Origin of the sequence: Pseudoroseicyclus aestuarii (genome assembly GCF_003217255.1) — a bacterium.
In the GTDB taxonomy this organism is placed as follows: Bacteria; Pseudomonadota; Alphaproteobacteria; order Rhodobacterales; family Rhodobacteraceae; genus Pseudoroseicyclus; species Pseudoroseicyclus aestuarii.
In genome coordinates this window covers 983,904-1,005,852 of record NZ_QJTE01000001.1, presented here as the reverse complement: position 1 = coordinate 1,005,852, position 21,949 = coordinate 983,904, and the positions used below count along the sequence as shown (strand labels likewise).

Genomic DNA, 21,949 nt, shown 5'->3' with positions numbered 1-21,949 from the left:
GGCGACGTCAACGAGGCGCGGCTGGAGGAGCGGCGGCGGCTGGTGGCGCTGCAGCGCCGGATCGGGGACGGGGTGGCGATGCCGATCCGCCGGGTGCGGCCGTCGAAGCGGGGCGCGGACGCCAGGCCGCGGCGGGCGATCAGCGACCGGCAGCTGGTGGACGGCGTCTTCGTCGAGGGGCTGACGATCACGGGCCTGCTGAAGAAGCATAACTGGGGACTGGGCGGCGCCACGGTGCAGGCGGCAACGGCGGCGCTGGCCGCGGCCCTCGACCGGCTCAGCGGCCCGGCCCCGCGTCCGCGCATGGCGGCGGCCTTCTACGGCACCCGCGCCAGCTGGCCGGTGGAGGAGGAGGCCTAAGCGGTAGCGCCGAGCGCCGGCGGCAGGAGAGCCGAACCGGCAGCGGCTGTCCGGTCAGAGGGGCCAGCGGCGGCGGCAGGGGCAGGGCCTCCCGCCGCCGCGCCGCGGGGGACCGGGGGTGGTCTAAAAATCTGGGCCACCTCGCGGTGACCGCGCATCCAACCTTTCTTTTCGCACGCGGCTATTTCAGGAAAAAAGCCCACTTGGTGGAGTAAGAGGGGTGGAGGCAAAGCGGCAGTGTCCGGCTACCCGCCGCCCAAGAAACCTCGAGCGCCTGCAGCCTAGACTAACAGCGGTGAGTGAGCGGAAGAGCCGGAGGCATTCGCTATGGCCCCTGCGGTACGCCACATTTGCTAGGCAGTTAAGGAACGGCAAAGTGCCTAAGGTCAGCATCCCATTTCCTGCGGACTACTGATAATGCACGGCGCACGTTTGGCGGCCGCATTATTTAGGCTGATCAACAGCGTCTCAGGCGATCCTTAGGTACCGGCCGTTGTTTCAGTGAACGCTGGGCTCCTCGCGCTGGTGGTCCTGAGCAACCTGCTCAGGGCTGGCGAACCAGCTTTTTGGACAACCCTCTGGTTGGAGCTATCTTGTTGGCGTATCTCGGTCTCCGGTCAGTTTGTGCTGAGCGCTCAGACGGGTGGCTGGCCTATTCTCTAATAGGAGCTGCCTCGCGCCCTGAGCCTAACGTGGTCCTCTCTACCTTGCAGATGAGTTCCCTCGCCTCACTGTCGTGCGCTGAATGCCAAACGGTACGATGATGCCGCCAATCTGCGTCGCGCGACTGGCGGCAAGACCGTAAGTAGAGAGGTCGCCGTGTCCGTTGGTGCGGACGCCGACCTCACGGCACCATCGGGCTGAGACGGTGCAGCCCCTGCCTAACGCGCCAGCCAGCCGCCATCCACGTTCAGTACCGCTCCGGTGACGTATCGCGCGGCGGGCGAGCAGAGGTAGGCGGCCGTGCCTCCGATATCTTCGGGATCGCCCCACCGCCCCGCGGGAATGCGTTCGAGGATGGCACGAGACCGGTCCGGATCGTCGCGCAGCGCCTGAGTGTTGCTGGTGGCGATGTAGCCCGGGGCAATGCTGTTCACAGTAATCCCGTGCGGGGCCCATTCGTTGGCGAGGATCTTCGTGATACCAGCCACGCCGTGCTTGGACGCCGTATATGCTGGCACCCGGATGCCGCCCTGGAACGACAGCAGCGAGGCAATGTTGACGATTGCGCCGCTGCCGCCGCGCGCCAGCAGAGCGCGGCCGAAGCTCTGGCAGGTGAAGAACACCGCCTTGAGGTTCACATCCATCACCGCATCCCAGTCGGCCTCGCTGTAGTCGGCGCTGTCGGCGCGGCGGATTGTGCCGGCGTTGTTGACCAGAAGGTCAAAGCCGGCATCGTCGAACACGTCCCGCGCCGCCATCGGGTCTGCAAAGTCGAGCTGCAGCTGGGACGCCGTACCTCCGGCTTCCGCGATCCTCGATACTGTTTCGGCGCAGTCGCGCCGCCCGGCACAGACCACCTCGGCGCCCTGACCGGCCAGTGCGACGGCGATCGCCTGGCCGATGCCGGTATTGGCGCCGGTCACCAGCGCGCGCCGCCCTTCAAGGCTGAACGGGCCGGGCATTAGCGCAGCTCCGCGGGCTGGACGAAATCCATATCGGTGAAGGACTGGTTGTCGCCCGCCATCGCCCAGATGAAGGTATAGCCACCGATGCCGGCGCCGGCATGGATGGACCAGGGCGGAGAGACCACACCCTCTTCGTTGGCGACCATCAGGTGCCGGGTCTCTGTGGGCTCTCCCATCAGGTGAACGACACGAGCGGCGTCTTCCATGCCCCAGTAGAGGTAGGCCTCCATCCGTCGATCATGGGTATGGGCCGGCATCGTGTTCCAGACCGATCCGTCCTCGAGCGTGGTGTAGCCCAGTGTCAGCTGGCAGCTTTCCATCACGTCGGGGTGAATGAACTGGCGGATGGTGCGCTTGTTTGAACTTGCGACATCCCCCAGCTTCACCTCCTTCGCGTCGCCGATGGCGATCTGCCGGGTCGGGCAGGTTCGGTGCGCAGGCGCCGAGGTGATGTAGAACCGTCCCTGGCCCGCAAAGGTCACTGCGCCGCTGCCCATTCCCAGATACAGCACATCGCCGCGCTCAAGCGTGTAACTGGTGCCGCCGGCTTCGACCGTACCCGTCTCGCCGATGTTGACGATGCCCATCTCGCGCCGATCGAGGAAGCTGTCTGTCCCGGACTCGGCCACGGTGTCCAGCGTCAGACTGCCGCCATCGGGGACGGCGCCACCGACGACGAAGCGGTCGTAATGGGTGTAGGTCAGCCTGATCTCGCCCGAACGAAAGGCACCATCAATCAGGAAGTTCTCGCGCAGTGTGGCAGTGTCGAATGTCTTGGCCTGGCTTTGATGCACGGCGTGCAGGGTATGAACGGTCAGCATGGGACCTCCTTCGTCGGGGTTGGTCAGGCGCCCGTTGGGGGCGCAAGGCGATGAACGCCGCGCGGCACGAAGGGGAAGGCATCTTCCTCCTTCAGTATCGCGGCGGCTGTGTGAACGGTTGCAAGCCACATCTCGGTGCCCTGCAGAGAGGGCGCCTGGCCTTCGGCAAAACCGATGCCGCGCCCGTCCTGCCAGCGTGCGGCGGTGCGGGTGATTATGGTGCAAGCGATGGCTTCGGCCTCGGCCCGGCGGTGGCGGGTCTGACGCAGGCACAGCCAAAGTGGATGCACCGTGTCGAGAAGGTTGCAGGCGGTGTGCTCGGAGCCTGCAAAGCCTTGATGGGCGTTGTAGTTGGCCAGCACGCTGTCGATGCTTCGTTCGGGGTAGGGCAGCGGGATGCCCGTCTGGGCGTGGGTGCTGCGGCTGGCCCGGTAGAAGCCGTTGACCGCCAGCAGGCTGTCGCCTGCAATGGCGCGGCCCCAGAGGCCGGTCGCGGGGTCGGCGGCCAAGGCGAGCCAGCCCAGCAGGGTGTCGCGTCCTCGGCCAAGTCCGAAATGGTTGGCGTTGAAGGTCAGTGCCGTGCCGATGGCATCCACCGTCGCGCCGGCGCCCCAGGGATTGTCGGCCCATGGCAGGGCATCAAGCCAGTCCCGCAGCTCGGCGCTTTCGATTTCGACGGCTGCAACAGGGCGGGCGGGCGCGGTGCCGAGGCAGTGCAGCGCATAGCCGGCCGCGAGCACGTTATACAGCGCGATCGGATCGTCGCGAAGCGCGCCTTCATGCGGGCGAGCGGGGTCGGGAAACAGCCCGGTCGTGGCATCCTGGCTATCTTTCAGCCGCGCGACGGCGGCATCGCGACCGGGGAGGGCCCCGGCGCCGCCAAAGCCGGCGGCGATCTCGATCGCGTCGCACAGATGGCGCAGATCCGGTCCGGCGCGTCCCGCCGCATCGGTCGAGACATAGCCTTCCGGGGTGGAATGGCTGGCGAGCACGTCCTGCCATTGCGCGGCAGCGCGCCGTCCCAAGGCGGCAAGCGGGGCAGGGCCGGACAGGGCGGGCGCCGGACGATGGCGCAGGAGGCGGGCAGGGACGCCGCCCATGATCGCGCGCGGCTCCACCGTCCCGCGTACCACCGCGCCGGCGGCGATCACGGCGCCGGACCCGATCCGCGCGCCGTCAAGGATTACCGCATTGGCACCGATCCAGACATCGTCGCCGATCTCGATCCCCTGAATGCGCAGGGGCTGGCGGTGGATGGGCAGGTCCGGATCGTCTATGCCGTGATCGAAGCCCACCAGCGTGGCGTGGGAGGCGATGCGAACGCCGCTTCCGCAGGTGATGCGGCCCGACAGGCAAGCGAACGGGTTGATGCTGCAGTCGGCACCAAGGTGCAGCTCGCCGCGCAGCAGGGCCTGCGCCGCGACGATGCAGCCGGGGCCAAGGGTCAGTCGCTCGGTGAAGACAAGGGCGCCTTCGGCCACGAACGCCGTAGGGTCGATGTCGGCCTGTCCTGCTTCGGCCAGCGCCGCGTGGCGCTGCTGCTGGGCGGGGGCGGCACAATCGTGAGGTGTCCGCTCCCAAGGGAGATACTCGATGCGCCGTGCCTGCATGTTGCCCTCCCGTTGTCCGGATGATCGGCCCGCGAAGGTACGCGGGCCGACCGAAGCCGCGTCGCTTAGTTGCGGATGTCCTGAACGCCTTCGTTCATCTCGGCGATGCCGTCCTCGACCGAGACGTTCTCGGTCATGATGTTGTCATGCGCGCGGTTCAGGACCAGCTCGATCTCGGCAGCCTGAAGGTCCACCGGCAGCTCGAGATAGGTCTGCACGGTCTTCAGGGCGCCACGGCTTGTTTCGTCCTCCGGAAAGCCGTCGATCCCGGCGATCTGGTCGATCACCGCGTCATCGCGGATTGCCGGCAGCGTGCCGCTCGCGGCGACGATCGCCGCGCCTTCGGGGCTGACCACCCAGCGTACGAAGTCGAGCGCGGCCTCCTTGTCGCCGGCACTGGCATTGACGCCCAGAGAGGTGATCGTGGCGGCGGTGGTACCGGCCTCGACGCCTTCGGGATGCGGGAAGCTGGCGATGCCCCAGTTCGTGGCCAGGCTCTCGCCAGAGGCGACCTTGTCGATCTGCGTGCCGATGAACCAGCTGCCCATCGGCAGCATCGCCACGCTGCCGTTATAGAACGGCCCGGAGTAATGCGTCTGCGAGGTCTTCAGGGCGGCGTAGCTCTGGATCACGCCCTCGTCTTGAAGGGCCAGAGCCCGCTCGTACCACGGCACGAGGAAGGTGTAGTCATCCGCGATCAGCGTGTTCTGCCCGTCGAGGATCCCCGGCAGCTGCACGGTCGAGCGCCAGGTGTGCAGATGCGAGCCGTAGACCTTGTTCGCACCGAAGCCAGAGGTCAGCGCACGCGCCATCTCGTCATGATCGGCCCAGGTCATGTCGTTGGTGGGATAGTCCACCCCAGCGGCGTCGAAGAGATCCTTGTTGTAGTACAGGATCCAGAAATCCGCGCGGAAGGGCAGGCCGTAAAGGCCGCCGTCGACGGTCATCGCTTCGATCAGGCCGCCGAAGGGCGCGGCGTCGATCGGCTCTTCGTAGGCATCGGACAGGTCGACGAGGCTGCTGGTGCTGACAAGCTGCGCGTAGCCCGGGATGTCCTTGATCGTGACCACGTCGATATCGGCGTTATTGCCGGTCAGCTGGGTCATCAGCATCTGGTTGTAATCGGCAGAGCCCAGATCGGTGACCTCGATGGTCACGTCAGGATGCGCGGCTTCGTAACCGTCGATCAGCGGTTGAATATAGGCTACCGCATTGGCGTCCCAGAGCGCCCAGTTCAGGGTCGTCTGCTCCTCCTGCGCCAGGACGGCGCCCGGCGCCAGAAGCCCGGCCAGGACTGTCGTTCTCATCAGGTGTTTCATTCAGTTCTCCTCCTCTGTGGATGCACGGTTCCCCGCCGTGCAGGTTTCCGCGACGGGCCGCATCGCAAAGGCTGCGATCAGCGATCCGAACGAGAAAGCGACCGTCGCAGGCAACAGCACCGAGACGGGGTAAAGGATGGCCACGCTCAGCCACAGCGCCGCGAGCGCCGTCAGGCCGGAAAGGATGGGCAGCGGTCGTGCAAGCGTGGCAAACACGGCGCGGCGGAGCAGATGCGGGCGCGCTTCAGTGTCGGCTGCGATCAGCACGAAGCCTTGAGCCGCCACTGCGCAGACCAGAAGCGCGACGCTGGCGGCGATTACGAAGGGCACCACGTAAAGGACATGCTGCCCGGCCATCTGGGCATAGATCCAGCTGGTCCAGCCGGCGGCCAGGGCCGCGCATGCGGCGACGACGCCAAACGTCGTGGCCAGAAGAAAACATGAGCGAAACGCACGCCAGAAATCGCGCCACAGATAGATCGGCGCATCGTCCAACATCCGCAGCGTGATCCGCAGGCCGGCGGCCTGGGCCGCCGGGATCGTGACGACAGGCAGGCTGGCAAGCAGGATCAGCGCATTCAGGGTAAGGAGCTCGCCTGCTTCGCGCCGGCATGTGGCCATGAGTAGGGGCAAGCCCCTCCTGGGCGCCTCATCCCGCGGGACACCCGGTCCCTCGCGCAGCCACAGGCGGTCGAGCTGTTGCACCCTCAGCTGTCCCGGCCGTACAGGATCGACTGTTCGGTATCGGGATCGAACAGGTGAACGTGGCGCATGTCGACCGTCAGATCGATCGGCGCGCCGGTGACAGCCGGGCAGCGGGCCGAGACACGGGCGACGATCTGCACCCCGCCTGCGGACAGGTTCAAGTGCTTTTCCGATCCCAGAGGCTCGGCCAGATCGACGGTGCCGTGAATAGCTGCAAGCTGCTCCGAGGGGAGGCCCGGCGGCGGCGCCTCGTGCATGTCTTCAGGACGGATCCCGAGGATCACGCCTCGATCGCCGAAACTGGCAAGCCGGGCGGGGTTGTCCTGAACCGGCAGAGGCATCAGCCGACCGTCGAACTCGGCGGCAAAGCCGGTCTCGGTATGACGCAGGGTGGCCGGCAGCATGTTCATCTGCGGCGCGCCGATGAAGCTTGCCACGAACATGTCCACCGGCCGATCGTACAGTTCCTGCGGCGTGTCGACCTGCAGGATATGCCCGTCCCGCATCACCACGATGCGGTCGGCCATGGTCATCGCCTCGACCTGGTCGTGGGTGACATAGACGAAGGTCGCGTCGAGCCGCTTGTGCAGCTTCGTGATCTCCGCCCGCATCGTTCCACGCAGCTTCGCATCGAGGTTCGACAGGGGTTCGTCGAGCAGGAAGACCTCCGGATTGCGTACCATTGCCCGGCCCAGAGCGACACGCTGGCGCTGGCCGCCCGAGAGGGCCTTGGGCTTGCGGTTCAACAGGTGTTCGATGTCCAGGATGCGCGCCGCCTCCCGGACCTTGGCGTCGATCTCGGACTCCTTGGCCTTTCGCAGCGCCAGCCCGAAGGCCATGTTCTTGTAGACCGTCATGTGCGGGTAGAGCGCGTAGTTCTGGAACACCATCGCGATGTCCCGGTCCTTGGACGGAACGTCGTTGACCATGTCCTCGCCGATCCACAGCTCTCCGTCCGACACTTCCTCGAGGCCGGCGATCATCCGCAGCGTGGTCGATTTCCCGCAGCCGGAAGGGCCGACGAAGACCACGAACTCCTTGTCCGCGATCTTGAGGTCGATGTCGTGGATCACTTCCACGGCGCCGTAGGTCTTGTTCAGTTTGTTCAGCGTTATCTGCGCCATACCGTCCTCGTCAGGGCCTTACCAATAGGTGGACCAGCCACCCTTCAGGCGGGTCAGCGCCTCGATGTAGTAGTAGTCTCCCCAGCTCACGCACTCATCGACGCCTTCGCCGCGGCAAGTGTTGAAGGGGGTCTTCTTGGAATAGGTGCCGTGCAGCAGCTGCCCGTTCGACACTGCCGGATCCGTCACGGCGTAGCTTCGCACGAGACTGCCGGTCATCCGCCGGGCAAGGTCGCGCCAGCGCGCAGCCTGGTCACCGCCGATAAGGTCGGCCATTTCAAGAAGACCGCAGGCGGTTATCGCCGCGGAGGAGCTGTCGCGTGGCTCGTCCCCGTCGGTAAAGATCATGTCCCAGTAGGGTACGAGGTCGCCGGGCAGGCGGGACAGGTAGTAATCCAGAAGCTTCGCGAAAGTCTCGAGATACTCCGGCAGCGCCTCGTAGCGGTAGCTCAGCGCCATGCCGTAGATGCCCCAGGCCTGCCCACGGGCCCAGGAGCTGTCATCCGAATGACCCTGCTTGGTCACGCCGCGCATCGGTGCGCCACTCTCGGGGTTCATGTAGAAGGTGTGATAGGTAGAATTGTCGGGCCGGATCGAATGCGCCAGCGTCGTGCGCGCATGGGTCAGCGCGATCTCCCGATAACTCTCGTCGCCGGTCTCGCGGGACGCCCAGTACAGCAGCGGCAGGTTCAGCAGGCAGTCGATGATATAGCGGTATTCGTCCGGGTTGCCCTTGCTGCCCCAGGCCTGAATGAAGCCGCCGACAGCGTGGTAGCGTTCCTTCAGCTGATCCGCGGCCAGGATCGCCGCCCGGCGTCCGTCCTCGTCGCCGACGAGCTTCCATGCCGCGACGCAGGTCGGGCTGTAGAGAAAACCCATGTCATGATGATCCGTCGCGATCCGGTTCTCGATCCGGTGCAGAAAGCTCTGCACCTGGATCTGCGCGGCATGGCGAAACACGGGGTCCTGCGTATGCTCGAAGGCCAGCCAGATCTGCCCGGGCCAGAAGCCGGCGGTCCACTGGTCGTTCGGCACTGCCGGGTACATGTTGTCCACCGACGAATGGTTCTGCGCGGCGTAGGTGAAGGAGGGCAGATTGCGCCGCACCTGCGCGCAGGCTTGCGTCAACGCCGCATCGTGTTCGGCCGCGCTCAGCGGTGCGATGGCGTCGATGAGGGCTTCAGTGGTCATGCGGTCAGCCTTTCAGTCCGGTCGAGGCGATGCCTTCGACGAAGAAGCGCTGCAGCGACAGGAACACGATCAGAACCGGGATCAGGGCCACGACCGACGCCGCCATGATCAGCCCGTACTCCGAGGAATATTGCGAGATGAACATCCGCAGACCGATCTGGATGGTCTTCAGCTTGGTCTCGGTCAGGTAGATCAGCGGTCCCAGAAAGTCGTTCCAGGTCGCCACGAAGGTGAAGATGGTCAGTGTCGACAGCGCCGGCTTCGACAGGGGCAGCATGATCCGGTACCAGATCTGGTATTCGTTCATGCCGTCGATCCGCGCCGCTTCGCACAGCTCGTCCGGAACCGACATGTAGAACTGCCGCATCAGGAACACGCCGAAGGCGGTGAAGGCCTGCAGGCAGATCAGCGCGAGATGCGTGTTGTTGAGCCCGAACTCGCGCATCATCACGAACTGCGGGACCATGTAGACATGCCAGGGCACCGCGATCGTCGCAATGTAGCCCAAGAACAGGACGTTCTTGTAGGGAAAGTCCAGTTTTGCAAAGGCATAGGCCGCAAAGCTCGAGGTGAAGAGCTGCAGCACCGTGACGATGATCGTGATCTTGGCCGTGTTGTAGACAAAGCGCGCCAGCGGGATCATTTCCCAGATCTCGACGTAGTTCTGCCAGCGCGGTGCCTCCGGGATCCACTGGATCGGGAAGGCAAAGACCTCTCGGTCGAGCTTCAGTGACGCCGAGAGCATCCACAGGAAAGGCAGGATCATGATCGCCGTGATCGCGATCACCACGAGGTAGAGTGAGACGCGGCCGAGCTTGATCCGGGACCGCCGCCGCGGAGTGCGCCGGGGCTTCTGGGCCATGGGAATTGCGGTCATTGCGGCGCCCCCTTCAGTCGATGTCGCGGGTGAGGCGGAACTGCAGGATCGTTACCGCCAGCACGATCAGGAAGAGCACCATGGCCACCATGCTGGCATAGCCAAGGTCCCAGGAAATGAAGGCCTCGTTGTAGATGTGGTAGACCAGCACGAGGGTCGATGTGCCCGGCCCGCCCTGCGTGATCATGAAGATCTGGTCGAACACCTTGAACGACTGGATGGTCAGGATCACCGAAACGAAGAAGGTTGTCGGCGCCAGTTGCGGGACGGTGATCTTCCAGAACTTCTGCCAGCCATTTGCTCCGTCGATATCGGCGGCCTCGTAAAGCTCGCGCGGGATGCCCTGCAGCCCCGCCAGATAGATCACCATGAAGTAGCCCAGGTCTTTCCAGACGCCGAACAGGATCACCGTGGGCATCGCCCAGTACCGGTCCGCGGCCCAGCCGGGCAGGGCCTGGGGGTCGACGCCGACGGTGTAGAGGATCATGTTCACCGGCCCCATCGCCGGGTTGAACAGCATGTTCCAGACCACCGCCACGGCCACGAGCGACGCGACGTAGGGAAAGAACATCGCGGTGCGGAAGAAATTGCGTCCGGCGATCTTGTTGTTGAGCAGCACCGCGACGCCAAGCGCGGCGGCCAGCGTCAGCGGCACCGAGAAGGCCGTGTAGATCAGTGTATTCCAGAGCGCGGCCTGGAACGCCTTGTCGCGGAACAGCTCGAAGAAATTGTCGAGCCCAGCCCACTGGATCGGGTTGGACCCGTCCCAGTGCATGAAGGCCAGCGCAAAGGCGAAGCAGATGGGCCCGAAGGTGAAGACCAGGAATCCGATCAGATTCGGTGCGATGAAGGAGTAGGCGACGAGCGTCGCGCGCCGCTTCTGCTGCGCTTTCGACAGAAGCGGACGACGCGCGTGCTTCACCGCGACCTGCAGTTCCGTGTCTGCGCTGGACATGCGACCTCCCAATCATGCCCGGCTCCGCGATCCCACCGGACAACTTGTTGCTAACCTACCTGAATAAAGATAACAAGTAGGACAAGATGGGAAGGCGAGGGTTCCGTGCCGGGTGTAGATACAAGGTCCGTTGAGCATACCTCTTGTCTAATAGGGTCTGTTTTGCTTGCTGTGCCTTCCAGCTTGCCTGCTCTCGATATTCCACGGCGCGCAGGAGGTCAGTCCAGCTGGGCGGATCTCGATCCACTTGTTCTAGACAAGTTGGCGGAGCGCGGGGAAGCTGCTCTGCAAGAGCCATGGACCTTGCTTCCAGCCATGGCATTCGCCGCCTACGTGCGGCAGGGGGATCGCGAAGATTTCGAAGCGCGCTACTTCGCCCGCCGGCGGAAGCTGAACGCCTTGGTCATGGCAGAATTGGCGAGGGGGGATGGCCGTTATCTGGACGCGATAGCCGACGGCCTGTGGCTGATCTGTGAGGAGAGCGGCTGGCAGTTGCCGGCGCATAACGCCCAGGCGCGCGGTGGCCGGCGCGCGCCGCTGCCGGACCCGGCCGATCCTGTGCTCGACCTCTTCGCTGCCGAGACGGGGGGGCTGGTCGCGGTGTTGCTGTCGCTGCTGGGAGAGCGACTCGAGGAACATCTGCCCGGACTGCGGGCGCGCGCCGAGGCCGAGATCGAGCGCCGTATCCTGACGCCCTACATGACGCGCGACTATTGGTGGATGGGCGGCGTGGATGGACCGACCAACAACTGGACGGTCTGGATCACCCAGAACGTTCTGCTGGCGGGGCTGACGCAGCCGATTGCTGCAGATCGTCGGGCCGCGCTAGTGCGGCGCGCTGTCCGCAGCCTGCACGCCTTCCTGTCGGATTACGGCGAGGACGGCGCCTGCGAAGAGGGCGCGATGTACTACCGCCACGCCGGGTTGTGTCTGTGGGGCGCCCTTGACCTGTTGGAGCGGGTCATGCCCCAGCAGGTTGAGCCGGTCTGGCGCCTGCCGAAGATACGCAACATCGCCGACTACATCGAGGCCGTTCATGTCGGCGGCCATCGATACATCAACTTTGCCGACTGCCCCGCGGTGACCGCGCGCTGCAGCCTGCGCGAGGTCCTGTTCGGCCGCGCTGTGGGCAGCACGCGGCTGGAGGCCTTCGCTACGCGCAATGCCGGCGCCGAGGGATGGGACGACCTGCCGGACGAGATCAACCTGTGGTACCGACTGCTGCAGGCCCGGCATGCCGGCGCCGTCATCGGCCCGCCCCCGCCTGCGCCTCCGCCGCGCGACGTCTGGTATCCCAGCATCGGCCTGATGGTGGCGCGCGACGACCGGTTCACCCTGGCGGTCAAGGCCGGTGACAACGGCGACAGCCACAATCACAACGATGTCGGCAGCGTCACGCTCTACAAGAACGGGCAGCCGGTGCTGATCGATCTCGGGGTCGAGACCTACACCGCCCGCACCTTTTCATCGCGGCGCTACGAAATCTGGACGATGCAGTCGAGCTGGCACAACCTGCCCAGCTTCGGCGGTGTCGGGCAGGCGCCCGGCGACGCCTTCGCTGCCTGCGACGTTGCGGCGTCGCTGACCGAAGGGCAGGCCAGGCTCGACATGGACATCACCGCCGCCTGGCCTCCCGAGGCAGGGCTGCGGGCTGCGCGCCGCCGCGTGACGCTGCACAAGGGTGTTGGTGTAGAGATCGAGGATAGCTACGATGGCGACCTGCCAGCCGAGCTGACGCTTCTGTTTTCTGCCGAACCGCGCGTGACGGGGCAGGGGCTGGAGCTTCCGGGCCTGGCTGACCTGCGGCTGGAGGGTCTGAGCGACCTGCGCATATCTGCTGTGCCTGTGACCGACCCGCGCCTGGCGCGTTCCTGGCCCAATGGTATCTGGCGCGTGCTGTGCGCCGTGCCGACGGGACAGCTGAAAGTGACGATCAACTGATGGGGCATGCATGCTGGAATTGACGGTTTTGGACGCGGGAGGGACCGTTCTTGGATCGTCCAGCGCGGCGGACGAGGTGTTCCTCGTCCATGATGGGACTTATCCCGAGGACTGCGTGCTGACGCTCTCTGCGCCGGCGGGGGCCGTGGTCTGGATCGTGCTGGACGACGCGGTTGCGCCGGCACTCCTGCATCTGCCGGGCGGCCGCTTTTCCTATCCTGTGCCGGGGCCGGCGCAGGCCGACGGATACTCTCCGCGCGCCTTTGCAGGGGGGCGGCATCGCCTGCAGGCGCGTATTGCCCGGCCCGAGGAAATCGCGCTGCGCCGCGACCTGGCGCTGAACCCGCTGGATCATGCCGGCAGCGAGGCGTTTCCTCATGCCGTGGCCAGCGTCGTGACACGCGGCGAAGCCGGCTTTGCCGCCCGCTGCGCGATTGACGGGGAGGCTGCGAACGACGACCACGGGCGCTGGCCCTACACATCCTGGGGTATCGCCGAGGATCCGAACGCCGCGCTGACGATCCAATTCGGCCGGCCGGTGCGGATCGATACCGTTGCGCTGACCCTGCGGGCCGATTTCCCGCACGACGCCTGGTGGACGCGGGCCAGCGTCACCTTCGACGACGGCAGCACGGAGCAGCTGACACTGAGCAAGACCGGCGCGCGGCAGAGCTTTGCCATGACGCCCCGCACCAGCCGTCAGCTCGTGCTGCACGACCTCATCCGCGCCGAGGATCCATCGCCTTTCCCGGCACTCACCCGGATCGAGGTGCTTGGGGTGGACAAGGGATGAGGCAGGAGGGAGAGCCGGTGAAGTCCCAGTGCTTGGCGAGGGCAACCGCATGAGCCAGCCTCCGCTCCGCAGGTCCGGTAAACTTGCCACGGCGATCGGCGACACGCTGCGGCAGGACATCCTGTCAGGCCGCTACGCCCCGGGCGACAAGCTGCCAAGCGAGGCGCAGCTGACCGAGGCGCATGGTGTCAGCCGAACCGTGGTGCGCGAGGCGCTGGCCCATCTGCGCCGGGACGGTCTGGTCGAGGCGCATCAGGGTCTGGGCGTCTTCGTTCTGGACAGGGCGCGGGCGATGCCGGCGGAACGAGCGCGCCTGACGTCGTCGCTGGAAATCCTCGAGCTGCGCATCGCGCTTGAGGTGGCGGCGGCTGGGCTGGCTGCGCTGCGCCGGTCACCGGTGCAGGAAGAGCGGATCCTGGCCCGTCACGCGGCGATGCTGGGTCTGATGGAGCAGGGCGGAGACGCCTTCCGCGCGGCGGATTTCGCGTTGCATGTCGCCATCGCCGAAGCGACGAGCAATGCGCAGTTCAGCGACTTCATGGCCCGCATCGGCGAGGCGATGGTGCCGCAATCCTATTTCACCCCGGCCTCGGACGAAGAGGCGCGGCGCAGCTACCGCGCCCTGCTGATGGACGAGCACGAGGCAATCGTGCGGGCGATCTGCGCCAGCGACCGGTCGGCCGCCGAGGAGGCGATGCGCCGGCACCTGATCGGCAGCCAAAGCCGTCACCGTGATATCCTGCAAAGCCACAGTCTGTCTCCGGCCGGCACCGATCTGCGCGCCTAGTCGGCGCCCAAGGAGATGCCCTCGCGCGACAGGAGCGCACGGGCTGTCTCGGGCAGGATGAACGGCGCCGGCTCGGCTTGTGGATCGGGTCGGCCGAAGGCCGCGGTGGCAAGCCATGTCTTGCCCACCGGCACCTCACCCGAGAGGCGCGGGAAGAAGGTACGCGGATACAGCAAGTTCGTGTTCGGCGCCGCGCGGACGATCGTGCCGGCGCGTTGTCCCGACACATCGCTCAGCACAGACAGAGCAGAGTGCGTCCGGACCCGGGCGAGCCCGGGGGCTTCGGTGATCCAGCCCTCCGGCGTTATATGCCCGTCCCCGGTCCGGTCGATTGCAAAGCCGCCCTCGGTGATCTGCAGCGGCCGGTCTGTCACGACGCGGTGCAGCCGGACGTGCCAGCCCTCGGGGCCGAAATCAAGCCAGCTGTCGATGCACAGCCCGTCGTCGGGTGACCAGCGGCCCCAGGCCATGTCGCTGTCGATGCCCGCCTCGGTGATGGTCGCGCGTGACAGCCAGGACAGCCCGTCACGGCTGACTGCAATGCCGCAATCGACTGCCGCGCGCTCGGGTCGGTTGCCCCAGGCGTCCGAGGCGACGGAGAACGCGAAGGCCGTGGAATAGGCGAAGCGCCCGTATTTCGCATCGTGGTAGCGGTGCTCCCGCCCATCCTGCCCGCCGGTCAGCACCTGCACGTCGCCACTCTCGCGGCGGGCGATATAGGCGCCCGCTGCGCACAGGTGGCGGCCCAGTGGCAGGGCTTCGGCCGGTTCCTCCTCGGCCATCCAGAAGGGATGATCCTCTGGCAGGGCAAGGGGCAGGAAGGCCTTGAGCCCCCAGTAGGGCGATCCGGGGGCGTTGTAGGCCTCCGAGACCAGAAGGTTCGGGTAGCCGTAGCCGATCGACAGGATGCCGTCGCGGTCCGCGATCGGGCGGTCCGCCCACCAGCGCAGGTTGCGCAGCAGCAGGCCTTTGATCCGGCCCCAGGGGAGCACCTCTTCGCCGGCAAAGGCGCAGGCGGACCAGAAGGCCGATTGCGCGAAGCGATAGGTCATCGACCTGCCGAAGGGGATCGCCGCGCCGTCATGCGCGAACCAGCTTTGGAAATCCTGCGCGAAGTCGCGGGCGCGGGCGCGGTAGCGTGCAGCATGATCGGGGAACAGCTCCGGCACGAGCTGGGCGATCATCAGCCCGTAGAAGTGCATGCCCATCGGCGTGTAGTAGTCCAGCTGGTACCATGTGCCGTCGCGGTAATGGCCGCCTGCGATGTGAAAGTCTTCGATCCGGTCCAGCGCCTGCCGGGTCAGGTCCTCGGACCAGTCCTCGCCGACATGGCGCAGCGCCAGGTTCGTCAGCACGCGGAAGAACAGCCAGTTGTTGTCCGCCGGCGGGAAGGCGTTGATCCGGCGCAACCAGGCGGCGGTGCGCGCGCGCGCCTCAGCCGGCATCGGGTCCCAGAACGTCTCGCGCGCCAGCAGGATGCCCAGCGACAGGCCGGCCATCTCGACCATGCGCTGGTCGTGGCGGTTCACGTCGCCCCAGTATTCGGGATGCTCCGGGTTGGTTCCGTTCTCCAGACCTTTGGCCCAGTCGTCGGCGCGCTCGTGTCCGATGCCGCCCGCAACCAGCGGCGCCAGACCCCAGAGCGGGCGAGCGAATGCCTCCATCTCGGCCGCCTCGGCGCTGTAATGTGCCCCGCCGACACCGATCCGTATGCGGGCCATGCCAGCGGACATGTGCGGCAGCAGGGGCTCGACCAGCGACGCCGCTGCCACCGCAAGGTCGCTTCGCGTACTCAGCGGGTTGCCGTGCAACGGGTTGGCGCGGACCATCTGCTGGACGGTTGCCTCCTGAAGCCAGGCTGGCGTGACTGACATGACGGTTCCTCTCCCTCGATACCGTGTCATTTGCAGCAACGGGTCCGGAAAGGACAAGGGCCGCGCGACGATGGTCGGCACTGGGGATGAGCGGGGGCCTCGAAGCCTCCTGCTGATCGTCAGCCGCGGCCTGCAACTCAAAGGCGCCGACTGTCGCCGGCACCGGTTAGCAGGACCAGCGCACCGCTTGCGATGGCGGACCAGCGCGCAACAGCACGGACTGGTCGCCGCGGCTCTGGAGATCGGACTAGGCTACTATCGAGTCAGCGATGTTGCCACGAAGGCAGAGCTCCCTCCGGGAAAACTAACTCGGCCGGACAATCCACGCTGGCGAGTATGCTGATCACCACTGGCTCGAAGAAAAATAAAAGCCCAAATATGAGCTACGACACCATCTCGCGTCGCGTCGCGTCGCGTAGGGCTGAGGTGGAGGCGTTCACGCACGCTGACCTGCAGTAGAAGGCACAACGCCCGCTGCGCGGACGTTTCGCTAGTGGGGGCAAAGCCAAAGTCAGGCAGTCGACTGACACCGGGTCGAACAGAAGTATGGTTGTTAAGGTAGCCGTCACGTTTAGCCGCGCGCCACTACGGTCGCGATCCAGCAGGTTGTAGCGGTAGGATCAGGCAATGGTGCCACGGCCAAGTTGTCGGAAAGATCGAGAGTACCTGGAACGGAGAGTGGCGGTCTACGGACGTGAAGCGCGGATTTAGGGCGAGGCCGACCGTGACGGGGACGCTGCGACGCGGCGGCTATTATTGTCGCAGATGAACGGAAGGCAGACCTCGACTGCGCCTGGTCCGAAGGTCGTGGAAGGGCGGAGAACTGCCGTTCGCTGCGTCTTGGCGAACGACAGGAATCCGAAGATGCCGTCGGTCAAATTCGGTACCTAGAATATCGACCCAGGAACGCCGGCGGAAGAAAACCGAGATGAGCAGATACGACGTTCACTGTGAAATGATCGGCGCTTGTCCTTTCCAATCCTGGCGTTCGAATTCAGCGACGACGCAGCGGGCGACATCGATCCGCGAAATCTTGCCGCCGTGAAAGTCCTGCAGGTCGGTCAGGACGCGGACGGTCTCGGTTTCCTGACCATCGGTCAGGACCGAGGGGCGCATGATCGTCCAGTCAAGGCCGCTGCTGCGGATGATCGCCTCCTGTCGGTCTTTGTCCTTGTAGATCGGACCAAGCAGCAGCGGCTGGAACAGCCGGTCGTACAGGAACCCGCCTTGGCCGCGACTGTCACCAGCGCCCATTCCGGTAATGGCAACCAGCCGCCGAACGCCTTGCGCCTGCATTGCCTCGACCAGCACGCGCGTGGAGTCGGACAGCAAGGTCACCTCCTTCAACGGGCTCAGCTTGGTGGGCCCGAGCGCGCTGATCACCCCCTCGCATCCTGCCAGCGCCCGGGTGACTGCAACGGGATCAAGCGCGTCCCCCGGGACGATGGTCGCCGTATCGCGCAGCAATGCTGCCTTTTCAGGCGAACGGGCGAGGACAACTACCTCGTGGCCTTTCGCCTGAGCTTCACGGACAATTGCCCGACCGGTTCCGCCGGTTCCGCCAAGGACGAGAATCTTCATGCCTCACGCCCCAGGCGTGTCGTCAAGAAGTCCCCCATCAGCGCAATGGCATCGCGCGCGGCCTCCAGTGATTGCAGGCTTGCGGGGAACACGTGGGTCATACCGTCCCAGACATGCACCTCCGCCACGCCCTTATAGGCCAATGCATCGTCGAGCAGGATTTCGTCCGTGCCGACATGAAACATCGTGGGCGGCATCTTGTCCTTCGGCGCGAAGCACGGCGAAAGTTCCGACTCGCGCGGGTCTTGAACATGGCCTGCATAAAGACTGGCTGCCGTCAGCAGCTGTGCCCGCGACAGGATGGGATCGGCTGCCGTGCGTTCGGCGATACCTGGCGCTGCAAGGCTCAGATCGGTCCAGGGCGACATGGAAACGACGGCTCCGATAACCGGGAAGCCGGCTTTGGGCCCGGGGTCAGGCGCCTGAGCAATGGCAAGTGCCAGGCCGCCGCCTGCCGAATCCCCGATCAATCCAACCCGTTCGACACCAGAGGCCCGCAGCCCGCGCAAAACGGAGCGGATATCTGTCAACGCCGCAGGATAAGGGGCTTCTGGTGCAAGGGCGTAGTTCGGCACGAAGGTCACAGCAGCGGCCGCGCGGGCCAGGTGGCTCGCGAAATTGCGGTAGCTTCCTGCCGAACCTAGTGTGAAGGCTCCGCCGTGAATGTAGACGATGGCACCTTCAGGCCGCGCATCTGCAGGGCGGCACCACCAACCATCGACACCGGCGATTTGGGCCTCCTCGAACATCACGCCATCGGCGGTGGGAACCGAACCGATGAAGGCGTCGTAGTCCGCACGGCCCTCGGGGGTGAGGGCCATTTCCGGCTGAAGTTTCAGATAGGCCCGCATCGCTTCCATGGTTGTTCGATCCGCCTGGCTGAGCGGGTGGTCAATTCTAGTCACAGTTCTTTCTCCTTCTCGCTGACACGGATATGGCACTTCAAATGTGAGGCTGCAGGTGCTTAGAATGGGTCCTGATGTTTCACTATTGGAACACCCATGGATCTGATTGCCCTTCAGGACTTCGTGCTGGTTGCACAACACGGCGGCATTGGCGCCGCAAGTCGCGCGTCGGGCCGCTCCAAGGCGACGCTGTCGCGCCATCTCGCAGGTCTCGAAGATGACCTTGGCGTCCGGCTGGTGGAGCGTGGTGCCAACAACCTGCGGCTGACCGAAGAGGGAAGAGCGCTTTCTGCCCGGTCGCACGAACTGCTTCTCGAGTTAACGGACCTGCGCGACGCCATTCAGGGCCGCCGTGACGAACCACAGGGGCTACTACGCATCAGCGCCCCTTTGCTCTTCTGCCATATGCATCTGGCCACTCTCGCAGTCGCATTCCGGGCCCGCTATCCAGGGCTGGTTCTGGAAGTTCAGGCCGACGACCGCCGGGTCGATCTTGTCGACGAAGGTTTCGACGTTGTCATCCGCGTCAACCCGCCTGATACGCTTGGTCTGGTCGGACGGTGTTTCATGGAAGACCGGCTGACGCTGGTCGCCACGCCTGCAGTTGCAAGGCGTGCTACCGAGAAGGTCCCCGCCGTCATACTGACGTCTCATAAGACCCAGGAGCATTGGACAGTTCAAACCGACGCTGGGGTGAGTCAGGTCGCCGGGTCGGTTGTGCTGAAACTTCCGAGCTACATTCTGGTCCGGACGGCTGTGCTCGAGGACGCGGGCGCCGCAGCGCTCCCCCATTCCATTGTCGAGAACGACCTGCGTAGTGGAAAGCTGCTTAGCATGGGGACACTTGAGGGCCACGCCACCCAGATCTGGGTGCTGCATACCGCCCGACGCCTTACCTCACCCAAGGTTAGGGCATTCGTGGACTTCGTATCGGGGCGGTTTCGGACACCGGTATGAAACGCAAGGCTCACGGCTGTGGAAGCCGACATTCGGAACGGACCAAGGTCGAGGCTTGTTCTGCATCGCGGGGGGACTGATTCGAACCCAAATTGACCGCATCGATTCTGGATGAGTTCACAATTGCAGAATGGGAGCGCCCGTCGCGACAGGCGCTTACCGAACCTTGCTGTTTCACGTAGGCAACGGCCGCTTCGATCACTTTTCCGAGAAATGTCTCGAGTAGAAAGAGTGGGGACAGGTAAACTCAGAGTGAGGCACCCGATCTACCGCCCGGCTCAGTCCAACAGGATCGGCCCCGCTCCAGCTTTTCCCAGGACATCTTTGGGGTTTCTCAGCGGGCAGTCCTTCATCGAGAGGCATCCGCACCCGATGCAGCCCTGCATGTCGTCCCGAAGCTGGGAAAGCGTCTTGATCCGATCATTCAGTCGATCTGCCCACATCGCTGACATCCTCCTCCATTCGGCTGCTGTCGGAGCACGGTCTTCCGGCAAGGAGGACATCGTCTCCTTGATTTCTGCCAAGGAGATTCCGGCCCGCTGCGCGATACGGATAATGGCCACATGTCGCAGTAGACCCCGGGGGTATCGCCGCTGATTCCCGTGGGTGCGCCGAGACGTGATCAGGCCCTTCTTCTCGTAGAAGTGCAGAGTTGAGACAGGCACGCCAGAACGTCGCGCCATGTCTCCTACCGTCATTTCGTTTCGCATGATGGCAATCCTTTAAACTAAGGTGAACTCGAGGCACCGGGCAGCACGACGCATGCAACCCGGAATCAGAATATCCAGAAAAGGCGCTTGACCTCAACTATAGTCGAGGTTTGATAAGCCGACCTGTTCAGAATCAAGCAGAAAGTCCGGCTGGACTTTCCCAATTCAAGAAACAGGAAACCAATGTCTCTTTCCTCTGCCTCAAGTTTTCCATCGCCTGGCTCCGCGGCCATGCAAGCCAATGCAAACTGGCCCGCTGTCGGTGCGCTGGCCTTCGGACTGTTCGGTCTCGTTACCACCGAGCTTCTCCCCATCGGGCTGATCCCGCCGATGGCTGCTGACCTGGGCGTCAGCGAAGGCGCCGCCGGACAGGCGATCACCGCCACGGCGATCGTTGCCGCCACCACGGGCCCCATCCTCGTGCTCTTTTCGGGCCGCCTTGACCGCCAGAAGGTGGTCTGGATGCTCGGCCTGTGCTTCCTGATTGCAGCGCTCCTGTGTGTCTTCGCGACGACCCTACCACTTTTGCTGGCCGCCCGAGCGCTGCTGGGCGTTGCGCTTGGTGGCACCTGGGCCATGGCTATCGCGCTGGCGATGAGGCTCGTGCCGGAGGGCTCGGTGTCCCGCGCGCTTGCAGTGATCTTCACTGGCGTCTCGATCGCGAACGTCATCGCGGCACCTCTCGGATCTTGGCTCAGCGATATACTGAGCTGGCGCGCCGCCTTCGCGATGTCGGCCGCTTTCGCGCTCATCGCCCTGACCGGCCAAGTCGCGACAATGCCGAAACTTCCGGCGGCGACGCCGCCCAGTCTGGCGTCTTTCCGGATCGCGCTCAGAAAACCTGCCGTGCTGATCGGACTTGCAACCGCATTCTTCGTACTGTGCGGCAACACGGCGGGCATCTCCTTCCTGCGACCCTTCCTCGAGGGTGGGGCTCAGATCAACGTGACCACGGTTTCTCTCGTGCTTCTGACATTCGGCGTTGCCGGATTCTTCGGCAACTTGTTGGGGGGCGCACTCTCGGCGCGCAGTCCCGCGCTTGCGGCGGGTTGTGGCGCGCTCGCGATTGCAGGTGCGACGGCGGCATTAGCCAGCCAGGGACAGCTGCTTGCGGTGGTTTTCGTGGCGACAGCGGTCTGGGGGATCGGGTTCGGCGCCTTTCCGGTCGCGATCTCGAGCTGGAATGCGCAGGCGGCCCCCGATCAGGCCGAAAGTGCCGGCGCGCTGCTTTCCACGAGTTTCCAGCTTGCCATCGCCGGTGGCGGGGTTCTCGGTGGTCTCATGATCGAGCGCCTGAGCGAGACCGCCCCGATCTATACCGCAGGGGTCGCAGCCTTGGTGGGCGCCGCGGTCGTGCTGCTGATCGGACGTCCTTCGGAACGCCGACGCACCTCACATCAGGTTCAGAGGTCTTGAAAACCTGTGCCGCGCGATCGACCTCGCGCGGCATTTTCGAATAATTGATGGAATGATTAGATTATTGCCTTCTTGAAAACCGCTACTGGCTGCTGCTCTCGTACTGCGGACATCAGGGGAGAGCGTGACGAATGTCCGCACATCGCCTTCTAAGAAGGCGTTCGCAGGCTCGACGAACATCGAGCGCGCACGGCGAACGGCATGAATGTCCGCACTGCTGACCTCGGGCTCCAGGACGATGCTGTCACCTGCATGAATGGCCGGTTTGGGAAGCAGCACCGCAACAACGATCACCTCGGTGAACGGCAGGTCAGGGCCGCAAGCGGCGACCTTCTGGATGAGAGCTCGAAGCATGCAGCCGCGTCGGCGGAAGTCGCATTCGATTCCGATTGGCC

The 21,949-nt window shown here is 64.8% G+C and carries 19 protein-coding genes and 1 pseudogene; 6 read left to right on the top strand and 14 right to left on the bottom strand.

From position 1 onward, the window contains the following. A pseudogene (locus tag DFP88_RS16990) lies at positions 1-360 on the top strand (hypothetical protein); the annotation flags it as partial. 881 nt (positions 361-1,241) lie between these two features. On the opposite strand, the gene kduD reads toward DFP88_RS16990, so the two are convergent. The 9 genes from kduD to DFP88_RS04655 form a co-directional block, all read right to left on the bottom strand. Further along, entirely contained in the window at positions 1,242-1,985 is a 744-nt protein-coding gene (kduD, locus tag DFP88_RS04695; protein ID WP_110813245.1) for a 2-dehydro-3-deoxy-D-gluconate 5-dehydrogenase KduD, read from the bottom strand. Next, entirely contained in the window at positions 1,985-2,809 is an 825-nt protein-coding gene (gene kduI / locus DFP88_RS04690; RefSeq protein ID WP_110813244.1) for a 5-dehydro-4-deoxy-D-glucuronate isomerase, read from the bottom strand. The genes kduD and kduI overlap by 1 nt, the downstream gene beginning before the upstream one ends. Before the next feature lie 23 nt (positions 2,810-2,832). Then, a complete protein-coding gene (locus tag DFP88_RS17500; RefSeq protein WP_110813243.1) occupies positions 2,833-4,419 on the bottom strand; it encodes an acyltransferase in 1,587 nt (528 codons plus the stop codon). Positions 4,420-4,484: 65 nt separating this feature from the next. Further along, positions 4,485-5,726 carry an ABC transporter substrate-binding protein gene (locus DFP88_RS04680; protein ID WP_220032286.1) on the bottom strand — a complete coding sequence of 414 codons (1,242 nt, stop codon included), beginning with the start codon at positions 5,724-5,726 and terminating at the stop codon, positions 4,485-4,487. Between the two features lie 12 nt (positions 5,727-5,738). Next, complete coding sequence (locus DFP88_RS04675) at positions 5,739-6,359, bottom strand: DUF624 domain-containing protein (protein WP_110813241.1); 621 nt, start codon at positions 6,357-6,359, stop codon at positions 5,739-5,741. Between the two features lie 86 nt (positions 6,360-6,445). Beyond that, positions 6,446-7,567 (bottom strand): ABC transporter ATP-binding protein, encoded by a 1,122-nt coding sequence (locus tag DFP88_RS04670; protein WP_110813240.1) that lies wholly within the window; start codon positions 7,565-7,567, stop codon positions 6,446-6,448. Positions 7,568-7,585: 18 nt separating this feature from the next. Continuing rightward, positions 7,586-8,758, bottom strand: coding sequence for a glycoside hydrolase family 88 protein (locus DFP88_RS04665; protein WP_220032285.1), 1,173 nt, complete (start codon positions 8,756-8,758; stop codon positions 7,586-7,588). A 4-nt stretch (positions 8,759-8,762) separates the two neighbouring features. Continuing rightward, entirely contained in the window at positions 8,763-9,620 is an 858-nt protein-coding gene (locus tag DFP88_RS04660; protein WP_245904679.1) for a carbohydrate ABC transporter permease, read from the bottom strand. A 28-nt stretch (positions 9,621-9,648) separates the two neighbouring features. Then, a complete protein-coding gene (locus DFP88_RS04655) occupies positions 9,649-10,590 on the bottom strand; it encodes a carbohydrate ABC transporter permease (protein WP_110813238.1) in 942 nt (313 codons plus the stop codon). 315 nt (positions 10,591-10,905) lie between these two features. Between DFP88_RS04655 and DFP88_RS04650 the strand changes: the two genes are divergently transcribed. From DFP88_RS04650 to DFP88_RS04640, 3 genes are read left to right on the top strand one after another with little or no spacing between them, the layout of a single operon-like run. Beyond that, positions 10,906-12,531: a heparinase II/III domain-containing protein gene (locus DFP88_RS04650; RefSeq protein ID WP_110813237.1), complete on the top strand. Its 1,626-nt coding sequence runs from the start codon at positions 10,906-10,908 to the stop codon at positions 12,529-12,531. A 10-nt stretch (positions 12,532-12,541) separates the two neighbouring features. Then, entirely contained in the window at positions 12,542-13,324 is a 783-nt protein-coding gene (locus DFP88_RS04645; protein WP_220032284.1) for a carbohydrate-binding protein, read from the top strand. Positions 13,325-13,373: 49 nt separating this feature from the next. Further along, on the top strand, positions 13,374-14,111 hold the full coding sequence (locus DFP88_RS04640; RefSeq protein ID WP_110813326.1) for a FadR/GntR family transcriptional regulator: 738 nt from the start codon (positions 13,374-13,376) through the stop codon (positions 14,109-14,111). On the opposite strand, the gene DFP88_RS04635 is transcribed toward DFP88_RS04640, so the two are convergent. The 3 genes from DFP88_RS04635 to DFP88_RS04625 all read right to left on the bottom strand — a co-directional run bounded on the left by DFP88_RS04635 (position 14,108) and on the right by DFP88_RS04625 (position 18,426). Beyond that, positions 14,108-15,985 carry a DUF2264 domain-containing protein gene (locus tag DFP88_RS04635; protein ID WP_181418556.1) on the bottom strand — a complete coding sequence of 626 codons (1,878 nt, stop codon included), beginning with the start codon at positions 15,983-15,985 and terminating at the stop codon, positions 14,108-14,110. The genes DFP88_RS04640 and DFP88_RS04635 overlap by 4 nt on opposite strands. A gap of 945 nt (positions 15,986-16,930) precedes the next feature. Continuing rightward, the gene (locus DFP88_RS04630) at positions 16,931-17,566 is read right to left on the bottom strand and encodes an NAD(P)-dependent oxidoreductase (RefSeq protein WP_110813235.1); all 636 of its coding nucleotides are present in this window, start codon (positions 17,564-17,566) and stop codon (positions 16,931-16,933) included. Beyond that, on the bottom strand, positions 17,563-18,426 hold the full coding sequence (locus DFP88_RS04625) for an alpha/beta hydrolase fold domain-containing protein (protein WP_181418555.1): 864 nt from the start codon (positions 18,424-18,426) through the stop codon (positions 17,563-17,565). The genes DFP88_RS04630 and DFP88_RS04625 overlap by 4 nt, the downstream gene beginning before the upstream one ends. Before the next feature lie 141 nt (positions 18,427-18,567). On the opposite strand from DFP88_RS04625, the gene DFP88_RS04620 reads away from it, so the two are divergent. Beyond that, positions 18,568-19,428, top strand: coding sequence for a LysR family transcriptional regulator (locus tag DFP88_RS04620; RefSeq protein WP_110813234.1), 861 nt, complete (start codon positions 18,568-18,570; stop codon positions 19,426-19,428). 278 nt (positions 19,429-19,706) lie between these two features. Here DFP88_RS04620 and soxR read toward each other — a convergent pair whose 3' ends face one another. After that, complete coding sequence (soxR, locus tag DFP88_RS04615) at positions 19,707-20,138, bottom strand: redox-sensitive transcriptional activator SoxR (RefSeq protein WP_110813233.1); 432 nt, start codon at positions 20,136-20,138, stop codon at positions 19,707-19,709. A gap of 231 nt (positions 20,139-20,369) precedes the next feature. On the opposite strand from soxR, the gene DFP88_RS04610 reads away from it, so the two are divergent. Beyond that, the gene (locus tag DFP88_RS04610; protein WP_110813232.1) at positions 20,370-21,554 is read left to right on the top strand and encodes an MFS transporter; all 1,185 of its coding nucleotides are present in this window, start codon (positions 20,370-20,372) and stop codon (positions 21,552-21,554) included. On the opposite strand, the gene DFP88_RS16810 is transcribed toward DFP88_RS04610, so the two are convergent. Next, a complete protein-coding gene (locus DFP88_RS16810) occupies positions 21,531-21,908 on the bottom strand; it encodes a hypothetical protein (RefSeq protein ID WP_146227415.1) in 378 nt (125 codons plus the stop codon). The two genes, DFP88_RS04610 and DFP88_RS16810, sit on opposite strands and share 24 nt — an antisense overlap. Positions 21,909-21,949 lie beyond the last annotated feature (41 nt).

Coding starts and splice junctions, on each gene's coding strand:
- kduD (WP_110813245.1), bottom strand. CDS start 1,985: ATGCCCGGCCCGTTCAGCCTTGAAGGGCGGCGCGCGCTGGTGACCGGC.
- kduI (WP_110813244.1), bottom strand. CDS start 2,809: ATGCTGACCGTTCATACCCTGCACGCCGTGCATCAAAGCCAGGCCAAG.
- DFP88_RS17500 (WP_110813243.1), bottom strand. CDS start 4,419: ATGCAGGCACGGCGCATCGAGTATCTCCCTTGGGAGCGGACACCTCAC.
- DFP88_RS04680 (WP_220032286.1), bottom strand. CDS start 5,726: ATGAGAACGACAGTCCTGGCCGGGCTTCTGGCGCCGGGCGCCGTCCTG.
- DFP88_RS04675 (WP_110813241.1), bottom strand. CDS start 6,359: ATGGCCACATGCCGGCGCGAAGCAGGCGAGCTCCTTACCCTGAATGCG.
- DFP88_RS04670 (WP_110813240.1), bottom strand. CDS start 7,567: ATGGCGCAGATAACGCTGAACAAACTGAACAAGACCTACGGCGCCGTG.
- DFP88_RS04665 (WP_220032285.1), bottom strand. CDS start 8,758: ATGACCACTGAAGCCCTCATCGACGCCATCGCACCGCTGAGCGCGGCC.
- DFP88_RS04660 (WP_245904679.1), bottom strand. CDS start 9,620: ATGGCCCAGAAGCCCCGGCGCACTCCGCGGCGGCGGTCCCGGATCAAG.
- DFP88_RS04655 (WP_110813238.1), bottom strand. CDS start 10,590: ATGTCCAGCGCAGACACGGAACTGCAGGTCGCGGTGAAGCACGCGCGT.
- DFP88_RS04650 (WP_110813237.1), top strand. CDS start 10,906: ATGGCATTCGCCGCCTACGTGCGGCAGGGGGATCGCGAAGATTTCGAA.
- DFP88_RS04645 (WP_220032284.1), top strand. CDS start 12,542: ATGCTGGAATTGACGGTTTTGGACGCGGGAGGGACCGTTCTTGGATCG.
- DFP88_RS04640 (WP_110813326.1), top strand. CDS start 13,374: ATGAGCCAGCCTCCGCTCCGCAGGTCCGGTAAACTTGCCACGGCGATC.
- DFP88_RS04635 (WP_181418556.1), bottom strand. CDS start 15,985: ATGTCAGTCACGCCAGCCTGGCTTCAGGAGGCAACCGTCCAGCAGATG.
- DFP88_RS04630 (WP_110813235.1), bottom strand. CDS start 17,566: ATGAAGATTCTCGTCCTTGGCGGAACCGGCGGAACCGGTCGGGCAATT.
- DFP88_RS04625 (WP_181418555.1), bottom strand. CDS start 18,426: ATGGAAGCGATGCGGGCCTATCTGAAACTTCAGCCGGAAATGGCCCTC.
- DFP88_RS04620 (WP_110813234.1), top strand. CDS start 18,568: ATGGATCTGATTGCCCTTCAGGACTTCGTGCTGGTTGCACAACACGGC.
- soxR (WP_110813233.1), bottom strand. CDS start 20,138: ATGCGAAACGAAATGACGGTAGGAGACATGGCGCGACGTTCTGGCGTG.
- DFP88_RS04610 (WP_110813232.1), top strand. CDS start 20,370: ATGCAAGCCAATGCAAACTGGCCCGCTGTCGGTGCGCTGGCCTTCGGA.
- DFP88_RS16810 (WP_146227415.1), bottom strand. CDS start 21,908: ATGCTTCGAGCTCTCATCCAGAAGGTCGCCGCTTGCGGCCCTGACCTG.